General features: G+C 68.9%; 14 protein-coding genes. All 14 read left to right on the top strand.

The window, feature by feature from the left end; all coding sequences use genetic code 11:
- Positions 1–3 precede the first annotated feature (3 nt).
- The 14 genes from mraY to N0B51_RS14405 all read left to right on the top strand — a co-directional run bounded on the left by mraY (position 4) and on the right by N0B51_RS14405 (position 16297).
- Positions 4–1074, top strand: a complete 1071-nt coding sequence (mraY, locus tag N0B51_RS14340; RefSeq protein WP_259963273.1) for a phospho-N-acetylmuramoyl-pentapeptide-transferase — start codon at positions 4–6, stop codon at positions 1072–1074.
- Entirely contained in the window at positions 1071–2408 is a 1338-nt protein-coding gene (murD, locus tag N0B51_RS14345; protein ID WP_259963274.1) for a UDP-N-acetylmuramoyl-L-alanine--D-glutamate ligase, read from the top strand. The genes mraY and murD overlap by 4 nt, the downstream gene beginning before the upstream one ends.
- Positions 2405–3625, top strand: coding sequence for an FtsW/RodA/SpoVE family cell cycle protein (locus N0B51_RS14350; RefSeq protein ID WP_259963275.1), 1221 nt, complete (start codon positions 2405–2407; stop codon positions 3623–3625). Before murD ends, N0B51_RS14350 begins: the two co-directional genes overlap by 4 nt.
- Positions 3622–4806: an undecaprenyldiphospho-muramoylpentapeptide beta-N-acetylglucosaminyltransferase gene (gene murG, locus N0B51_RS14355; RefSeq protein ID WP_259963276.1), complete on the top strand. Its 1185-nt coding sequence runs from the start codon at positions 3622–3624 to the stop codon at positions 4804–4806. Before N0B51_RS14350 ends, murG begins: the two co-directional genes overlap by 4 nt.
- Positions 4803–6218, top strand: a complete 1416-nt coding sequence (gene murC / locus N0B51_RS14360) for a UDP-N-acetylmuramate--L-alanine ligase (protein ID WP_259963277.1) — start codon at positions 4803–4805, stop codon at positions 6216–6218. The genes murG and murC overlap by 4 nt, the downstream gene beginning before the upstream one ends.
- On the top strand, positions 6215–7183 hold the full coding sequence (gene murB / locus N0B51_RS14365) for a UDP-N-acetylmuramate dehydrogenase (RefSeq protein WP_259963278.1): 969 nt from the start codon (positions 6215–6217) through the stop codon (positions 7181–7183). The genes murC and murB overlap by 4 nt, the downstream gene beginning before the upstream one ends.
- Complete coding sequence (locus tag N0B51_RS14370) at positions 7153–8139, top strand: D-alanine--D-alanine ligase (protein ID WP_259963279.1); 987 nt, start codon at positions 7153–7155, stop codon at positions 8137–8139. Before murB ends, N0B51_RS14370 begins: the two co-directional genes overlap by 31 nt.
- Positions 8132–9040, top strand: a complete 909-nt coding sequence (locus N0B51_RS14375; protein ID WP_259963280.1) for a cell division protein FtsQ/DivIB — start codon at positions 8132–8134, stop codon at positions 9038–9040. Before N0B51_RS14370 ends, N0B51_RS14375 begins: the two co-directional genes overlap by 8 nt.
- Positions 9041–10318: a cell division protein FtsA gene (ftsA, locus tag N0B51_RS14380; RefSeq protein WP_259963281.1), complete on the top strand. Its 1278-nt coding sequence runs from the start codon at positions 9041–9043 to the stop codon at positions 10316–10318.
- Positions 10319–10419: 101 nt separating this feature from the next.
- A complete protein-coding gene (gene ftsZ / locus N0B51_RS14385) occupies positions 10420–12105 on the top strand; it encodes a cell division protein FtsZ (RefSeq protein ID WP_259963282.1) in 1686 nt (561 codons plus the stop codon).
- A 59-nt stretch (positions 12106–12164) separates the two neighbouring features.
- Complete coding sequence (locus N0B51_RS14390; RefSeq protein WP_259963283.1) at positions 12165–13976, top strand: tetratricopeptide repeat protein; 1812 nt, start codon at positions 12165–12167, stop codon at positions 13974–13976.
- A 140-nt stretch (positions 13977–14116) separates the two neighbouring features.
- A complete protein-coding gene (locus N0B51_RS14395) occupies positions 14117–14626 on the top strand; it encodes a type III secretion system chaperone family protein (protein WP_259963284.1) in 510 nt (169 codons plus the stop codon).
- 32 nt (positions 14627–14658) lie between these two features.
- A complete protein-coding gene (locus N0B51_RS14400) occupies positions 14659–15468 on the top strand; it encodes a pyrroline-5-carboxylate reductase family protein (protein WP_259963286.1) in 810 nt (269 codons plus the stop codon).
- A 100-nt stretch (positions 15469–15568) separates the two neighbouring features.
- Positions 15569–16297: a Bax inhibitor-1/YccA family protein gene (locus N0B51_RS14405; protein WP_259963287.1), complete on the top strand. Its 729-nt coding sequence runs from the start codon at positions 15569–15571 to the stop codon at positions 16295–16297.
- The last annotated feature ends 24 nt before the right edge of the window (positions 16298–16321 follow it).

The following is a 16321-nucleotide window of genomic DNA, read 5'->3' on the forward strand; positions in this document are numbered from 1 at the left end:
CGAATGCTGTACTTGCTCGCCGAGTGGATGGGTTTCGAGGGTCTGTTCAACCTCGTCCGCTACCAGACCTTCCGCGCGGGCGCGACGATCATGACCGCGCTGGTCATCGGCCTCGTTATCGGCCCGCGGATGATCGATATGCTGCGCGTGCGCCAGGGCAAGGGGCAGCCGATCCGCGAAGACGGGCCGCAGACCCACCTCGCCAAGCGCGGCACGCCGACGATGGGCGGGTTGATGATCCTTACCAGTTTGCTGCTCGCCTCGCTGATCTGGATGGACCTTTCCAACCCCTTCGTCTGGGCCTGCATCGCGGTGACGGTCGGCTTCGGCGCGATCGGCTTCCTCGACGACCTCGACAAGGTCCGCAAGGCGAGCCACAAGGGCGTCTCGGGCAAGGTCCGGCTGCTGATGGAATTCATCGTCGCCGGGATCGCCAGCTACATCATCGTCAGCCAGATCAGCACGTTCCTCTACGTGCCGTTCCTCGTCGGCAAGGGCATCCCGCTGGGACCGTTCTACTTCCTGTTCGCCGCGCTGGTGATGGTCGGCGCAGGGAACGCGGTGAACCTGACCGACGGGCTCGACGGGCTCGCGACGATGCCGGTGATCATCGCGGCGGGCGCGTTCGCGATTATCGCCTACCTCGCCGGGCGCGCGGACTATTCGGCCTACCTCGGCATCCCGCACGTGCCGGGTGCGGGCGAGCTGGCGATCTTCTGCGCATCGATCATGGGGGCGGGGCTCGCCTTCCTGTGGTTCAACGCGCCCCCGGCGGCCGTGTTCATGGGCGATACCGGCAGCCTTGCGCTTGGCGGCGCGCTCGGCGCGATCGCGGTCGCCAGTCACCACGAGATCGTGCTTGCGGTCGTCGGCGGGCTGTTCGTATTCGAGGCGCTCTCGGTCATCATCCAGGTCTTCTGGTTCAAACGCACCGGCCGGCGGGTGTTCCGCATGGCGCCGATCCACCATCACTTCGAACAGCTCGGCTGGTCCGAGAGCAAGGTCGTGATCCGGTTCTGGATCGTCTCGATCGTGCTCGCGCTGCTCGGCCTGGCGACGCTGAAGCTGCGATGATCACCAGCCCCGCCTTTGCCGGCAAACGCTACGCCGTTCTCGGCCTCGCGCGCAGCGGGCTGGCGGCGGTGGAGGCGCTGGTGGCAAGCGGGGCGCGGGTGACCGCGTGGGACCGTCAGGACAACGCGCGGGCGCGGGTCGATCCGGCCAACGTCCTGCTCGCCGACCCGCTCGAGATTGACCTGACGGGCTACGACGGGGTGGTCGTATCTCCCGGCGTGCCGCTCAACATCCACCCCATCGCCAAGCGCGCCGCGCAGTACGGCGTGCCCGTGATCGGCGACATCGAGCTCTTCGCGCAGTCCCGCGCCGCCCTGCCGCCGCACACGGTCGTCGGGATCACCGGCACCAACGGCAAGAGCACCACGACCGCGCTCGTGCACCACATCCTTCAGACAGCGGGCGTGCCGACCACGATGGGCGGCAACATCGGCCTGCCGATCCTCGCCCAGGACCCGCTGCCCGAGGGCGGAGTCTACGTACTGGAACTGTCGAGCTACCAGATCGACCTGACGCAGAGCCTCGACTGCGACGTGGCGGTCCTGCTCAACGTGACGCCCGATCATCTCGACCGGTACGACAGCTTCGCGGCCTATGCAGCGTCCAAGAATCGCCTGCTCGAGATGCAGGGCGAGGAGCACTTCGCACTGGTCGACTGGTCGGCCTTCCAGAGTGGCCTCATCCACCGCGGTCCCGCGGCGTTCAACCGCATCGTCGAGGCCGACGCCGGGGCGCAGCGCAACTGGCCTTCGCTGCAGGGGCCGCACAACGCTCAGAATGCCGGCGCGGCCATGGCTGCCTGCGCGTGGCTGGGCCTTTCGGCAGACCGGATCGAGCAGGGGCTTCGCAGCTTCACCGGCCTGCCGCACCGCATGGAGCGCGTCGCCACCCACAACGGCGTCCTGTTCGTCAACGACAGCAAGGCGACCAACACCGACAGCTCGGCTCCCGCGCTCGCGGCTTTCCCGCCCGAGAGCGAGGCTCCGCGGATCCACTGGATCGTCGGCGGGCTTCCCAAGGAGGACGGTCTCGGCGCGACCGAACAGCATCTGGCCAACGTCAAGGCCGCCTACACCATCGGCGAAGCCGGGCCCCGGTTCGCCGAACTCCTGTCGTCCCGAGTTCCGGTCGTGCGTGCCGAGATGATGTGCACCGCCGTGCGCGAGGCAATTGCGGCGGCCGCGCCGGGGGATGTGGTTCTGCTTTCGCCGGCCTGTGCCAGCTTTGACCAGTTCAAGGATTACGAGCAGCGCGGGATGCGCTTCCGCCAGTTCGTCGAGGCGCTTACCGCTGACGACGAGGCCGAGGTCTGCTGCACGGAGGGCGGCGCATGAACGAGCGGCCGTACATCCCGCGCGTCAGCGCCGCGGCGCCCCAGCATCGCTATCCCGTGTCGACCGGCGCGCAGGTGAAGATCTGGTGGCGCGAGGTCGACCGCGTGCTGGTCGCGCTCGTGCTGCTGCTGATGGCGGTCGGCACTGCGGCGGTATTCGCCGCCAGCCCGGCGAGCGCGCACCGGCTGTCGACCCGCTCGGTCACGCTTCCCGAGCTCTATTTCTACTGGGCGCACCTGCGCTGGCAGGCGCTCGGGCTGGTGTTCCTGTTCGGCGCCTCGGCGCTTTCCCGCGAAAACGCGCGGCGCGTCGGCATCGTGCTCGCCGGGGCGATGCTGGTGTTCCTGCTGCTGGTCCCGGTGATCGGCAGTGAGGTCAACGGCGCGAAACGGTGGATCAACCTCGGCATCGCGGGGTTCCAGCCGTCCGAGTTCCTGAAACCCGGTTTCGCGATCCTGCTGGCGTGGATCGTCAGCTGGCGGCTGCGCGATCCGAACCTTCCTGTGCTGGTCATCGTCTCCGCCACGATGGGCCTCGTCGCCGGGCTGATGATGATGCAGCCCGACTTCGGCGGGACGATCCTGTTCGCGGGCGTCTGGTTCGTGATCATGTTGCTGGCGGGTATTCCCCTGAAGCGCGTCGGCATGCTCGCGGGCGCGGGGGTGATCGCGATCACCGCGACCTATTTCCTCTACGACAACGCGCGCCACCGGATCGACGCCTTCCTGGGCGGCGGCACCGCGTTCGACCAGGTCGACCTCGCCAGCCGCACCCTCCTTGACGGCGGGTGGACCGGCACCGGCCTCTGGCTCGGCGTGCGCAAGATGAACCTGCCCGAGGCGCACACCGACTACATCTTCTCGGTCATCGGCGAGGAGTTCGGGCTGATCGTCTGCGCGGCCGTCGTGGCGCTGTACCTCGCGATCGTGGTGCGCGTGCTGGTGCGTCTCGCGGACGAGGAGGACCTCTTCACGCTGCTCGCCGCCGCCGGCCTGACGACGCAGATCGGCGGACAGGCGTTCATCAACATCCTCGTCAACCTGCAGCTGTTCCCGTCGAAGGGGATGACGCTACCGCTGGTGAGCTACGGCGGTTCGTCGACGATAGCGGTCTGCCTGGCGGTCGGGCTGCTGATCGCTTTGACGCGGCGCAATCCCTTCCTCTACCGGGAGACCCCCGGCCTCAAGGCGCTGATTACCAAGGAGCTGTCCGCGTGACCCGCGCGACCCGTCATTACGTTCTCGCCGCGGGGGGCACCGGAGGCCACCTGATCCCGGCCTTCGCACTCGCCGCCGAGCTATCGCAACGCGGACATCACGTCGCGCTCGTCACCGACGACCGCGGCGCCGCGCTACCAGGCAAGCCCGATTTCCTGCCCGCGCACGTAATCCCAGCCTCGAAACTCGGCAGGAACCCGTTGAAATGGCCCGCGGGCCTCGGCGCGATCCTCGAGGGTCGACGCATGGCGATGCGATTGTACGAGAGCTTCCAGCCCTCGGCGGTGATCGGGTTCGGCGGCTACCCGGTATTCCCCGCGCTCCTGGGCGCGATGGCGTGCGACATTCCCACGCTCGTGCACGAACAGAACGCGGTGCTGGGCCGGGTCAATCGGTTCTTCGCGTCGCGGGTCGATGCGATCGCAACCGCCTACCCCGAGGTCGCCCGGCTCGACGAGAAACACGCGGCCAAGGTGCACCTGGTCGGTAACCCGGTGCGGGCCGAGGTTCTTTCCCTGCGCGACGAGCCGTTCCCTGCGTTCACCGCCGACGGACTCCTGCGCGTACTCGTGACCGGCGGCAGCCAGGGCGCGCGCGTGCTCAGCGAAATCGTCCCCGACGGTCTGGCGATGCTTCCCCCCGCGATCCGCCAGCGGTTGCAGGTGACCCAGCAATGCCGGGCGGAGGATCTCGAGGCGGTTCGCCAGCGCTATCGCAGCCACGACATCCCGGCCGAGCTTGGCAGCTATTTCGAGGACATGGCGGAACGGCTCGCCGATGCGCACCTGTTCATCGGGCGCGCCGGCGCCAGCACGATCGCCGAATTGACCGCGGTCGGCCGTCCGGCGATCCTGGTCCCCCTGCCGATCGCCACCGACGACCACCAGGCAGCCAACACCCGCGAGATCGTCAAGTCGGGCGGCGCGCGGATGATCCGGCAGGAGAAGTTCACCGCGAAGGAGCTTGCCAAGCAGATTCAGGCGCTCGCGCAGCGCCCCGAGACGCTTGCGACGGCCGCTCACGCCGCCTGGAACTGCGGCCGCCCCCGGGCGGTCAAGGACCTGGCCGACCTCGTCGAGAGCTTCGGCGCCAACGAACTGATGGACGTCATTCGGGTCGGCGCGAACAACGCGCGCGGCGCAAGCCAGGGCGAGGCCGTGGGCCAGGGAGCCGGCGCGTGAAGGGCGTTCCCACGGACATCGGCACCGTGCATTTCGTTGGCATCGGGGGAATCGGGATGTCCGGCATCGCGGAGGTCATGCAGAACCTCGGCTACAGCGTGCAGGGCTCGGACCTCAACGAGAGCGCCAGCGTCGAGCGGCTGCGCGGGCGGGGGATCACGGTGCGCATCGGGCACGCGGCGGAAAACGTCGAGGGCGCGGGGGTCGTCGTCACCTCGACCGCGGTCAAGCGCACCAATCCCGAGGTCGTCGCGGCGCTGGAGCAGCGCATTCCCGTGGTCCGCCGCGCGGAGATGCTGGCCGAGCTGATGCGGTTGAAGAACACCGTCGCGGTCGCCGGCACCCACGGCAAGACTACCACGACCAGCATGATCGCCGCGCTGCTCGATGCCGGCGGCGTCGATCCGACCGTGATCAACGGCGGCGTGATCGAGCAGTACGGGTCGAACGCGCGGCTCGGCGACAGCGACTGGATGGTGGTCGAGGCCGACGAGAGCGACGGCAGTTTCCTGCGCCTCGACGGGACGATCGCGGTCGTCACCAACATCGATCCCGAGCATCTCGACCACTACGGCGACTTCGACGCGGTGCGCCGCGCCTTCGTCGAGTTCATTCACAACGTGCCGTTCTACGGCGCGGCGGTGCTGTGCATCGATCATCCGGAAGTGCAGGCGGTGATGGGCCAGGTGCGCGACCGCAAGGTGGTGACCTACGGCTTCTCGCTCCAGGCAGATGTCTGCGCGGTCAACGTCGAACCCGAGGCGGGCGGGAGCCGGTTCGACGTGATCGTCCGGCGCCGCGGCGAGGAGGACCGGCGGATCGCCGGAGTCCGCCTGCCGATGCCGGGCCGGCACAACGTCCAGAATGCGCTCGCCGCGATCGCCGTCGCGCTCGAGATGAGCTGCGCCGACGAGACGATCCGCGAAGGCTTCGCGCAGTTCGGCGGGGTCCGACGCCGGTTCACCCGGGTTGGTGAAGTATCCGGGGCCACCGTGATCGACGATTACGCCCACCACCCGGTCGAGATCCGCGCCGTGCTGGCGGCCGCGCGCGACAGCGCCGCCGCCAGCGGCGGGCGGGTCATCGCGGTCGTCCAGCCGCACCGGTTCACCCGGCTGCGCGACCTGATGGACGACTTCCAGAACGCCTTCAACGATGCCGACCAGGTCTACGTGACCCCGGTCTACACCGCGGGCGAAGAGCCCCTTCCCGGCGTCGATGCGGACGCCCTCGTTGCCGGCCTGAAGTCGCGCGGGCACCGTTCGGCGGCGACCGTGCCCGACCGCGAAACGCTGGCGCGCGAACTGGCGGCCGGGATCGCGCCGGGCGACTTCGTGGTGTGCCTCGGCGCGGGCGACATCACCCGCTGGGCGGCCGAGCTTCCGGACGCCATCGCGAAGGTGCCCGCATGAGCCCCCAGATCGGCGAGCGGCGCGGCTGGCGCCACGGTTCGGCGCCGACCTCGGCGATCGAGGAGACGACCAACGTCCCGTTCTCCACCCGCGGTATCCGCGGCAAGGTCACCCAGGACGCCCCGCTCGCGCCGCTGGTGTGGTTCAAGGCGGGCGGCAACGCCGACTGGCTGTTCGAACCCGCCGACCTCGAGGACCTCAAGGAGTTCCTGATGCGCGTCGGTGGGCGGATGCCGGTCATGGCGCTGGGTCTCGGTTCCAACCTCATCGTACGTGACGGCGGTGTCCCCGGCGTCGTGATCCGCCTGGGCAAGGCATTCGCCACGGTCGAAGCGCGGCGCGACAAGGTGCTCGAATGCGGCGGCGGGGCGAGCGGCATCCTGGTATCCTCCAAGGCGCGCGACGCCGGGATCGCCGGGGTCGAGTTCCTGCGCGGCATACCGGGTACCGTCGGCGGGTTCGTGCGGATGAACGGCGGCGCCTATGGCCGCGAGGTCGCGGACGTCCTGATCGACTGCGACGTGGTGCTGCCGTCGGGGGATTTCGTGACCTTGCCGGCGCGCGATCTCGAATACAGCTACCGCCATTCGAACCTGCCAGAAGGCGCGGTGGTCGTCGCCGCGCGGTTCCAGGGACGCGAGGGCATTCCGGCCGAGATCGGCGAGGAAATGGACAAGATCGCCGCCGCGCGCGAGGCGAGCCAGCCGCTGCGGACCAAGACCGGCGGCTCGACCTTCAAGAACCCGCCCGGCGAAAAGGCGTGGGAGCTCGTCGATCGCGCCGGGTGCCGCGGCCTCACGGTGGGCGGCGCGCAGGTGAGCGAGAAGCACACCAATTTCCTCATCAACACCGGCAACGCGACCAGCGCCGACATCGAGGGCCTGGGCGAACTCGTTCGCGAGAAGGTCTACGGCAAGACCGGCGTCAGCCTCGAATGGGAAATCCAGCGGGTGGGACGGCCGTGAGCAGGAAGCACCACGTCGCGGTCCTGATGGGCGGCTGGGCCAACGAACGGCCCGTGTCGCTCATGTCGGGCGAAGGTGTCGCGAAGGCGCTCGAGGCGCGCGGACATCGCGTGACCCGGATCGACATGGACAGGCAGGTCGCGGCGCGCATCGCCGAGGCAGCGCCCGACGTCGTGTTCAATGCGCTCCACGGGGTGCCGGGCGAGGACGGCACCGTGCAGGGCATGCTCGACCTGATGGGCATACCCTATACCCATTCGGGTCTCGCAACCTCGGTCATCGCGATCGACAAGGAACTGACCAAGCACGCGCTGGTGCCGCACGGCGTCCCGATGCCCGGCGGGCGGATCGTGGACTGCGAAACGCTGTACGAGAAGGATCCACTGGCGCGGCCATACGTACTCAAGCCGGTCAACGAGGGCAGCTCGGTCGGCGTGGCGATCGTCACCGAGGAAAGCAACTACGGCAATCCCATCCGGCGCGACGCGAAAGGGCCGTGGCAGGAGTTCGACCGGCTGCTGGCCGAACCCTACATCAAAGGCCGCGAGATGACGGTCGCGGTGCTCGACGGCCCGGACGGTCCGCGCGCGCTGACGGTGACCGAACTCGTGCCAAAGTCAGGCTTCTACGACTTCGACGCCAAGTATACCGACGGGATGACCGATCATATCTGCCCGGCGCAGATTCCCGAGCGGATCGCCGAACTCTGCATGCACTACGCAGTGCAGGCGCACGAGTTGCTCGGCTGCCGGGGATGCAGCCGCACCGATTTCCGCTGGGACGACGAGCTGGGCGAGGACGGGCTGTTCGTTCTGGAAACCAACACCCAGCCGGGGATGACGCCATTGAGCCTCGTCCCCGAACAGGCCCGGCACTGCGGAATGAGTTACGAGGACCTCGTCGAAACCCTCGTGGAGGAAGCGTTGAGCCGGTCCGGGGGGGCGAAGAATGGCTGAAACGATCAACCGCAAGGGAAAGGGCGTGCGCCGCTCGGCTGCGGCGCAGAGCCGCGCCCAGGCGGCGCGCAAGGCCAAGGCCCGGACCAGCGGCGCCGTGGGCGGCGCGCTCGCGCTGTTGCCCTTCACGGAGGAACAGCTGCACAAGTTCTTCCTCGCCATGATCCTCGGCGGCGCGGTCGCCCTGGCGTGGTTCGTCGCCAGTCTGGCAGGGGTGCCGGCGCTGGCGCAGGCGCAGGTCGCTGCGGTGGCGTCCGACGCGGGGTTCGAGGTGCGGCGGGTGCAGGTCACAGGGGCCGACCGGATGAACGAGCTCAAGGTCTACGAGCGTGTCCTCGCCGAGCGCGAACGCCCGATGCCGCTCGTCGATCTCGAGGCGATCCGTGCCGACCTGCTGGCGCTGTCGTGGGTCGAGGACGCGCGGGTGAGCCGCCAACTGCCCGACAAGCTGGTGGTCGACGTGGTGGAGCGCACCCCGCGCGCGGCCCTGGTCAAGCCCGGGCGGCTGGTTCTCATCGACGGGACGGGCCATGAACTCGAACCGATTTCCGCGGCGAACGCCAAGGGAATGCTCAAGGTGTCGGGTCCCGGCGCCGCGCGCCAGGTGGCCGCGCTCGATGCGCTGCTCGACGCGGCCCCGGCGCTCAAGAACCGGGTGGCGGAAGCCGAATGGGTCGGCAACCGCCGCTGGAACCTGACGTTCAGGACGGGGCAGGTGCTGGCTTTGCCTCACGGTGCCGACGCCTCGGCTGGCGCGCTGGTGCAGTTCGCCCGACTCGACGGGGTGAACCGGCTGCTTGGCGGCAAGGTGGCCGCTTTCGACATGCGCGCGCCGGACCGGATCTACATGCGCATTCCGGGCCGCGCGCAGCAGTCGCTGGGAACGGAGGGGGCACGGTAAATGGCCCTTCCGCGCATCGCCCGCGTGTTCGGCGCGGTCAACGTCGGATCGTTCCGCATATCCGCGATGATCATGGGCCTGTCGGAAACCGGCGAACTCATCGTGCTGGGATCGGGCAATCGCGCGAGCCAGGGCATCAAGCGCGGCTACGTGACCGACATGGCCGCCGCGACCTATGCCATTCGCGACGCGGTCGAGCGGGCGGAGAAGAACGCCGGAACCTCGATTTCCAGCGTCTGGGTCGGATGTTCCGGCGCGGGCCTCGCGAGCCGGGTCGCCAAGGTCGAGATCGAGATCGGCGGCCGGCGGATCGAGGAAGACGACATCGAGCACCTGTTGCTCGCCGCGCGCGAGAGCATCCAGCCCGACGGGCGCATGGTGCTCCACGCGCAGCCTGCGCACTACACGCTCGACGGCGCGCATGGGGTCGCGAACCCGCGCGGGCTCCATGCCGAGCGGCTGGGGGTCGACATCCACGTCATGCTCGCCGACGGTGCTCCGGTGCGCAACCTGATCGAGGCGGTGCAGAACGCGCACCTCGACGTCGAGGCGGTGGTCGCGGCGCCGATTGCCGCCGGGCACGCCTGCCTGAGCCCCGAGGAACGCGAGCTGGGCACCGCGCTGGTCGAGATCGGGGGCGAGGTCACCAACGTAGCGGTCTATGCCGGCGGGATGCTGGGTCTCACTGCCATCCCGTTCGGTTCGTCCGACATCACCGATGCGGTGGCGGGCGCGTTCGGAATCCGCCGGTTGCAGGCGCAGCGCCTGAAGAGCCGTTACGGCTCGGCGATCGCCTCGGTCAGCGATTACAAGGACATGATCCCGGTCAACGGGCCGGGGGATGATTCAGCCGGCCCCGCCGCGCGCGGAGCCGACGACCAGAATCGCGTGCCCCGCGCCGAGCTGGTCTCGGTCATCACCGAGCAGCTGTCGCGCCTGACGGACGAGATCGGCCGGGCGCTGAAGGGGATGGGCTTCACCGGGGCGAAGGGCGGGCAGGTCGTCGTCACCGGCGGCGGATCGGAACTCGCCGGGATCGCCGAGTTTCTCCAGAGCGCGCTCGGCCGCCCGGTCCGCGTGGGCAAGCCGCCAGCCCTGCGCGGGCTCGGCGAAGCCAGCGCCACGCCCAGCTTCGTTACCCTGGCGGGCTTGTGCCTCTACGCCGCCGATGACCCGGTCGACATCCGTTCGGTCGGGCCGCGACACACTCCGACCACCCGCTATTCGGGGGTCGGGCTGGTCAACCGGGTCGTGCGCGCGATGAAAGAGTACTTCTGATGGGTATTTACCCCTGTGGATAAGGAAAATCGTCCTATCCCGAGACGAATCGGTTCGTGTAAGACTGTGGCAGAGCATTTTTCACCCCGGAGGGGCACCCCATGAGCATCAACATCGGTCCGCCAGCCACTGACGACCTTCGTCCCAAGATCACCGTGATCGGCGTGGGCGGGGCCGGCGGCAACGCGATAGCGAACATGATCGCCGCCGAGATCGAGGGCGTCGACTTCATCGTCGCCAATACCGACGCGCAGGCGCTGTCGAACGCGTCGGCCGACAAGCGCATTCAGCTCGGCCCGGACATCACCGGCGGGCTCGGCGCGGGGGCCCGGCCCGAAGTGGGCAAGGCAGCGGCGGAAGAAACCGTCGGCGACATCGAGGATGCGCTCGAGGGCGTGAACATGTGCTTCATCGCCGCCGGCATGGGCGGCGGTACCGGAACCGGCGCAGCCCCCGTCATCGCCGAGGCTGCGCGCCGCAAGGGCGTGCTGACGGTCGGCGTGGTGACCAAGCCGTTCCTGTTCGAGGGCACCCGCCGGATGCGCGCGGCGGAAGCCGGGATCGAGGAACTGCAAAAGCACGTCGATACCCTGATCGTGATTCCCAACCAGAACCTGTTTCTCGTCGCCAAGGCCGAAACCACGTTCAAGGAGGCGTTCCAGCTCGCCGACGAGGTTTTGCAGCAGGGCGTGCGTTCGATCACCGACCTCATGGTCATGCCGGGCCTGATCAACCTCGACTTCGCCGACGTGCGCTCGGTGATGCAGGAGATGGGCAAGGCGATGATGGGCACCGGCGAGGGCGAGGGCGAGAACCGCGCGCTCGAAGCCGCCGAGCGTGCGATCGCCAACCCGCTGCTCGATGGCGTGAGCATGGCCGGCGCCAAGGGCGTGATCATCTCGATCATCGGTGGCGAGGACATGAAGCTTCTCGAAGTGGACGAGGCCGCGAACCACATTCGCGAGCTGGTCGACGAGGACGCCAACATCATCTGGGGTTCGGCTTTCAATCCCGATCTCCAGGGCAAGATCCGCGTCTCGGTCGTTGCCACCGGCATCGACGGTACGGGCGAGGCAGTCTCGAGCGAGCCGCGTTCGTTCTCGCTCGGTGCCAGTCGCGCCCCCAAGCGCCCGGTCCTCGAGCTGCCGGCCGAGGACGAGTTCGAGGACGAGGACGAACTCGACACGATCCCGGCGATGACCCCGCCGGAGCCGGCGGCATACGAACCGGCCGCCGAACAGGTTGCCGAGGCGGATGCGGCCGGGGAGGCCGAGGACGACGGGGGCGAGGCCTACTTCACCGACGCGCCCGACGGTCCCGATCGCGAGCCGCTCGATCTCGCCGGCCTCAGCGCGGCCGCTGCCTCCGATGAAGACGAGGCCGAGGACGATTACGAGGATGTCGACGGGATTGTCGATCCGCTCGCCGGCCTGCGGAACGCCGCGGATGAGGACGAGGAGGATCGGTCCTTCGGCGACGAGGACTGGGAAAAGGGCGAAAGCACGAGCGGTGCGGGCGGCCAGGACGAGCTGCTGCTCGATGCCGATCGGCTCGCCGAGCAGGACGAGCCGGTCCAGGCGCGCCTTGGCGGCGGGCGCAGGCGCGGACTTGTGTCGGGCGACGGCGGCGGCGCGGCCGCAACGGGCGCGGGAAGCACGCTGTTCGAACGCATGGCGAACCTTTCGCGGGGCGGTGCCAAGGCAGAGGAAGAGGACGAGGAAGACGAGGATGGCGGTTCCGCCTCGCTCAGCATTCCGCGGTTTCTCGGCCGGCAGAACAACCAGTAACAGGCTGCTCGCCGCTCGTTTGGCGCGGGTTCAGGCGCGGTCGGTTACAGGGCCGAAACATGATCCATCGTCCGAACCGTTTTCGTAGCCGCTGCGCGGCCGCGCTGCTCGCGACGTTGCCTTTCGCAATGGTCGCTGCGCCGGCAGGTGCGCAGAGCTATTCCGTCGTCCAGCCGATCCCGAGCCCGGCGGCGGGCGACCTCAGCCGGGCGCTGCAGCGGCTGGCACGCAATCCGACCGATTTCGATGCGCTGGTCGCGGCGGGGCGGGCCTCGCTCGATCTCGACGACATCGACGCCGCCGTCGGCTTCTTCAGCCGCGCCGAGACTGTCCGGGCGGGGGATCCGAGCGTCAAGGCCGGACTTGCGTCCGCCAATCTCAAGGCCGGCCGCCCGATCGAGGCGCTGGAGATGTTCGACCAGGCCCAGTCTGCCGGCGCTGCGCCGGTGTCGATCGCGGCAGACCGCGGCCTGGCCTTCGACCTTGTCGGCGACAACGCCTCGGCGCAGATCCAGTACAAGCTCGCGCTTTCGCAGGGGCGCGACGACGAAATCCTTCGCCGCCTTGCGCTGAGCCAGGCGATCGCCGGGGATACGAGGGGCTTCGAAGCCACGCTGCTTCCACTCCTCCAGCAACGCGATCTCGCCGCATACCGGGCCCGGGCCTTCGGGCTCGCGATCCTGGGCAAGGAAGACGACGCCATCGCGATCGTCGAGGCGGTGATGCCGCGCGAGCTTGCCGACCGCATGGCGCCATACCTGCGCTATATGCCCAAGCTGACTCACGCGCAGCAGGCCGCCGCCGCCAATCTCGGCAACTTCCCGCGCGCGGCGCAGATCGGACGCGACGACCCGCGGTTCGCGCAATACGCTGGCAGTCCGGCCGCGGCGCCCGCCGGTGGGGCGGACACGCGGCTGGCCCCGGCGGGCGAACCACTGGGTCCGCGTGCCCGCGGCAACCGGCGGAACAGCCGGGACCAGGCTGTGGCGGAGCAGACGACCACCGCCAAGGCGCCCGTGCGGATCGCCCGATCGGAGCAGGTCCAGCAGCCCGGCAGCCTCATCCGGCGGCGGGTCACCACCACCAGCGCGGCGCCCCCACAGGCATCGCCGCCACCGCCACCACCACCGCCGCCACCGCCGCCGCCGCCGCCGCCCTCGACCCCTCCTTCGACTCCGCAGGGCGTGGAGCTGCCGGCCTTGCAGCCGTCGCCTCCGGAGCAGACGCGGCCTGAGAGCCAGCCGGTCATCGTCGCCCGGTTGCCCGAACAGACCGCCGGTGTCCCCGCGTTCAATCTCGAGGCGGTCAAGCACGCACAAAGCCGCGGCATGATGTCGGACGATCCCACCACCGCCGCACCCGACGGGACATCGTCAGCCTCGGCGGCCGGCGGCCCGCAGCAGCCCGCGGCGATTTCCCTCCCGCCGGCGGCGGAGCCGGAGCCGGCGAGCGTGGCGGATGCTTTCGCCGATTTCGGTTCGGCCGCCGTTCCGCGTAGCCCCGCCGTGGGCGCGGTGGACATCACTGCGATCAAGCCGAAGCGCGAAGTCGCCGAGCCCCCGCCGCCGCCTCCACCGCCGCCGCCCCCGCCCAAGCCCAAGGCGCCCAGCCGGATCTGGGTCCAGGTGGCGACCGGCAAGGACCTCAAGTCGCTCGCATTCGACTGGCGCCGGTTCGGCCGCAAGGCGCCCGACCTGCTCGGCAAGCGCGAGGCCTATACCACCAAGTGGGGCGTTTCGCAGCGGCTGCTGACCGGTCCGATCGATTCGGCGAAGGCCGCCGCGAAGCTCGTCGCCGACCTCAAGGCAGCGGGGATCGATGCCTTCACCTTCACGTCCGAAGACGGGCAGGAGATTGCGCCGCTCAAGTGACGCGCGTGTCTCTTCCACCGCTTTTGCACAAGCTGTGAACAGGGTTATCGCGTTGTCCCCAGCCGTTGGCCGCGCGGGAATTGCAGGCCGCGCACCCTCCCGGCATCGAGCATTTCCATGAACGACACGGGATCGCGGCGATGAGGACCGGGCAGGACGAATACGGATCGGCGGCAGAGGATGCGGCGCCGGTCGATATGCTTGCTGCGCTGTTCGAGGCGCGCGGGTGGACCCACGAGGTCGTTTCGGCGGACGAGATCTCGGCGGAAATCCAGGGCAGCTGGACCAGTTACCAGGTCCGCGCGATCTGGCGCGCCGAGGATAACGTCCTGCAATTGCTCTGTTTGCCCGACATTCGCGTCGCCGAAGGCAAGCGGGCGGTGGCGCACGAACTCCTCGCACTGGTGAACGAACAGCTCTGGCTCGGTCACTTCGACGTGTGGTCGCAGGGCGGGATGCTGGTCTATCGCCATGGCCTGCTGCTCGGCGACGAGGGCCTGCTGGGGCTTGGCCAGGCGCAGGGCCTGATCGAGACTGCGATAGACGAATGCGACCGCTTCTACCCGGCGTTCCAGTTCGTGCTGTGGGGCGACAAGAGCCCGCAGGACGCGCTCGCCAGCGCAATGGTGGATGCCGCAGGCGAAGCCTAGCGTCACCGCGCCATGCGCCGTAAGGCGGCGGCATGATCGCATTCCAGTCCATCCTCATCGCCGGCTACGGCTCGATGACCGGTGCCATGCTCGACGGCTGGCTCGCTTCGGGCCTTCGTCCGGAAATCTTCACCGCCTACGGTCCGCGCGAAAAGGCGGTCCCGGAAGGCGTGCGCTTCACCACCGCATTGCCCGACCAGCCGGTCGACGCGATCGTCCTCGGCTTCAAGCCGCAGATGCTGGCCGAGGCCGCCCCGCCGATCGAGCCGCTCGCCGGACCGGAAACGGTCGTGATATCGGTCCTCGCCGGGATCGATCTTGCCACCCTTGCCGAGCGGTTTCCCCGCGCGGCCGGGGTGGTGCGCCTGATGCCCAATCTCGCCGCGGCGCTCGGCAAGTCGCCCAACGGCCTCGTTGCGCGCGGCCTCGAAGATGACCGGCGCGCTGCGGTCACCGACCTTGCCGCGCGGCTCGGCAGCGCCGAATGGCTGGCGGACGAGAACCAGTTCGATCTGGTGACCGCGCTGGCCGGATCGGGTCCTGGGTTCCTCTATCGCTTCGTCGACGCGCTGGCCGTGGGGGCGACGCGGCTTGGCCTCGATCCCGCGCAGGCCGAGCGGCTGGCGGTGGCCATGGTCGAGGGGGCGAGCGCGCTGGCGGCCGCTTCGCCGCATTCGCCGGGCGAACTCGCACGCAAGGTGGCGAGCCCCGGGGGCATGACGCAGCAGGGCCTCGACGTGCTCGACGAGGGCGAGGCGCTGACCCGGCTGGTCACCGAAACCCTGCGCGCGGCCCGTGATCGCGGCCGCGAAATGGCCGCGGCGGCGCGCGGCGAAGGTTAATCCGATTCTGTCCGGTTTCGCTTGAAATAGGGGGCCGAACACTCGATATTCGCTGTGTCGCCCGCGCAACACGGTCGCGGGCCAGAGGAGTACGAAACACATGGCCGATTTTGAACCCCGCACGACGACCACGAGCTTCGGCTCGGTGCCGCGCGCCGGTGGCGCGGTCGTTTATGACGAGGGCCTGCGCCAGCACATGCTCTCGATCTACAACTACATGACGAGCGGCGTGCTGCTGACCGGCATCGTCGCGTTGCTGACCGCCAACTCGGGCCTCGCCTATTCCTTCGCGAGCGGCCCGCTGATGTGGCTTGTCGCGCTATCACCGCTGGCGATCGTGTTCGCGATGAGCTTCGGCGCGGCCAAGTTCAGCCAGGGCACCCTCCAGGTGATGTACTGGGCCTTCGCGGTGCTGATGGGCCTCAGCCTGTCGACCATCTTCCTGGTCTACACCGGGGGGTCGATCGCGGTGACCTTCTTCGCCACCGCGGCGGCGTTCGCCGGCCTCAGCCTCTACGGGTACACGACCAAGCGCGATCTGTCGGGCATGGGCAAGTTCCTGCTGATGGGCGTGATCGGCCTGATCGTGGCCAGCATCGCGAACATGTTCATCGGCTCTGCGCCGTTCATGTACGCGATCAGCTTCATCGGGGTCCTCATCTTCGCGGGTCTGACGGTCTACGACACGCAGAAGCTCAAGGAACAGTACGCGCACCTGCGCGGCACCGAATGGGCCGGCAAGGCGGTGATCCTCGGGGCGCTCAACCTGTACCTCGACTTCATCAACATGTTCCTCTTCCTGCTCCGCTTCATGGGCAGCCGCGACTGACCCCCGCTGCGGCGATTGGTCGCA

Origin of the sequence: Tsuneonella litorea, from assembly GCF_025154015.1 — a bacterium.
Classification (GTDB): Bacteria; Pseudomonadota; Alphaproteobacteria; order Sphingomonadales; family Sphingomonadaceae; genus Tsuneonella; species Tsuneonella litorea.

Coding starts and splice junctions, on each gene's coding strand:
- murD (WP_259963274.1), top strand. CDS start 1,071: ATGATCACCAGCCCCGCCTTTGCCGGCAAACGCTACGCCGTTCTCGGC.
- N0B51_RS14405 (WP_259963287.1), top strand. CDS start 15,569: ATGGCCGATTTTGAACCCCGCACGACGACCACGAGCTTCGGCTCGGTG.
- ftsZ (WP_259963282.1), top strand. CDS start 10,420: ATGAGCATCAACATCGGTCCGCCAGCCACTGACGACCTTCGTCCCAAG.
- N0B51_RS14370 (WP_259963279.1), top strand. CDS start 7,153: ATGGGAAATCCAGCGGGTGGGACGGCCGTGAGCAGGAAGCACCACGTC.
- N0B51_RS14400 (WP_259963286.1), top strand. CDS start 14,659: ATGATCGCATTCCAGTCCATCCTCATCGCCGGCTACGGCTCGATGACC.
- murB (WP_259963278.1), top strand. CDS start 6,215: ATGAGCCCCCAGATCGGCGAGCGGCGCGGCTGGCGCCACGGTTCGGCG.
- N0B51_RS14350 (WP_259963275.1), top strand. CDS start 2,405: ATGAACGAGCGGCCGTACATCCCGCGCGTCAGCGCCGCGGCGCCCCAG.
- N0B51_RS14375 (WP_259963280.1), top strand. CDS start 8,132: ATGGCTGAAACGATCAACCGCAAGGGAAAGGGCGTGCGCCGCTCGGCT.
- N0B51_RS14395 (WP_259963284.1), top strand. CDS start 14,117: ATGAGGACCGGGCAGGACGAATACGGATCGGCGGCAGAGGATGCGGCG.
- mraY (WP_259963273.1), top strand. CDS start 4: ATGCTGTACTTGCTCGCCGAGTGGATGGGTTTCGAGGGTCTGTTCAAC.
- ftsA (WP_259963281.1), top strand. CDS start 9,041: ATGGCCCTTCCGCGCATCGCCCGCGTGTTCGGCGCGGTCAACGTCGGA.
- N0B51_RS14390 (WP_259963283.1), top strand. CDS start 12,165: ATGATCCATCGTCCGAACCGTTTTCGTAGCCGCTGCGCGGCCGCGCTG.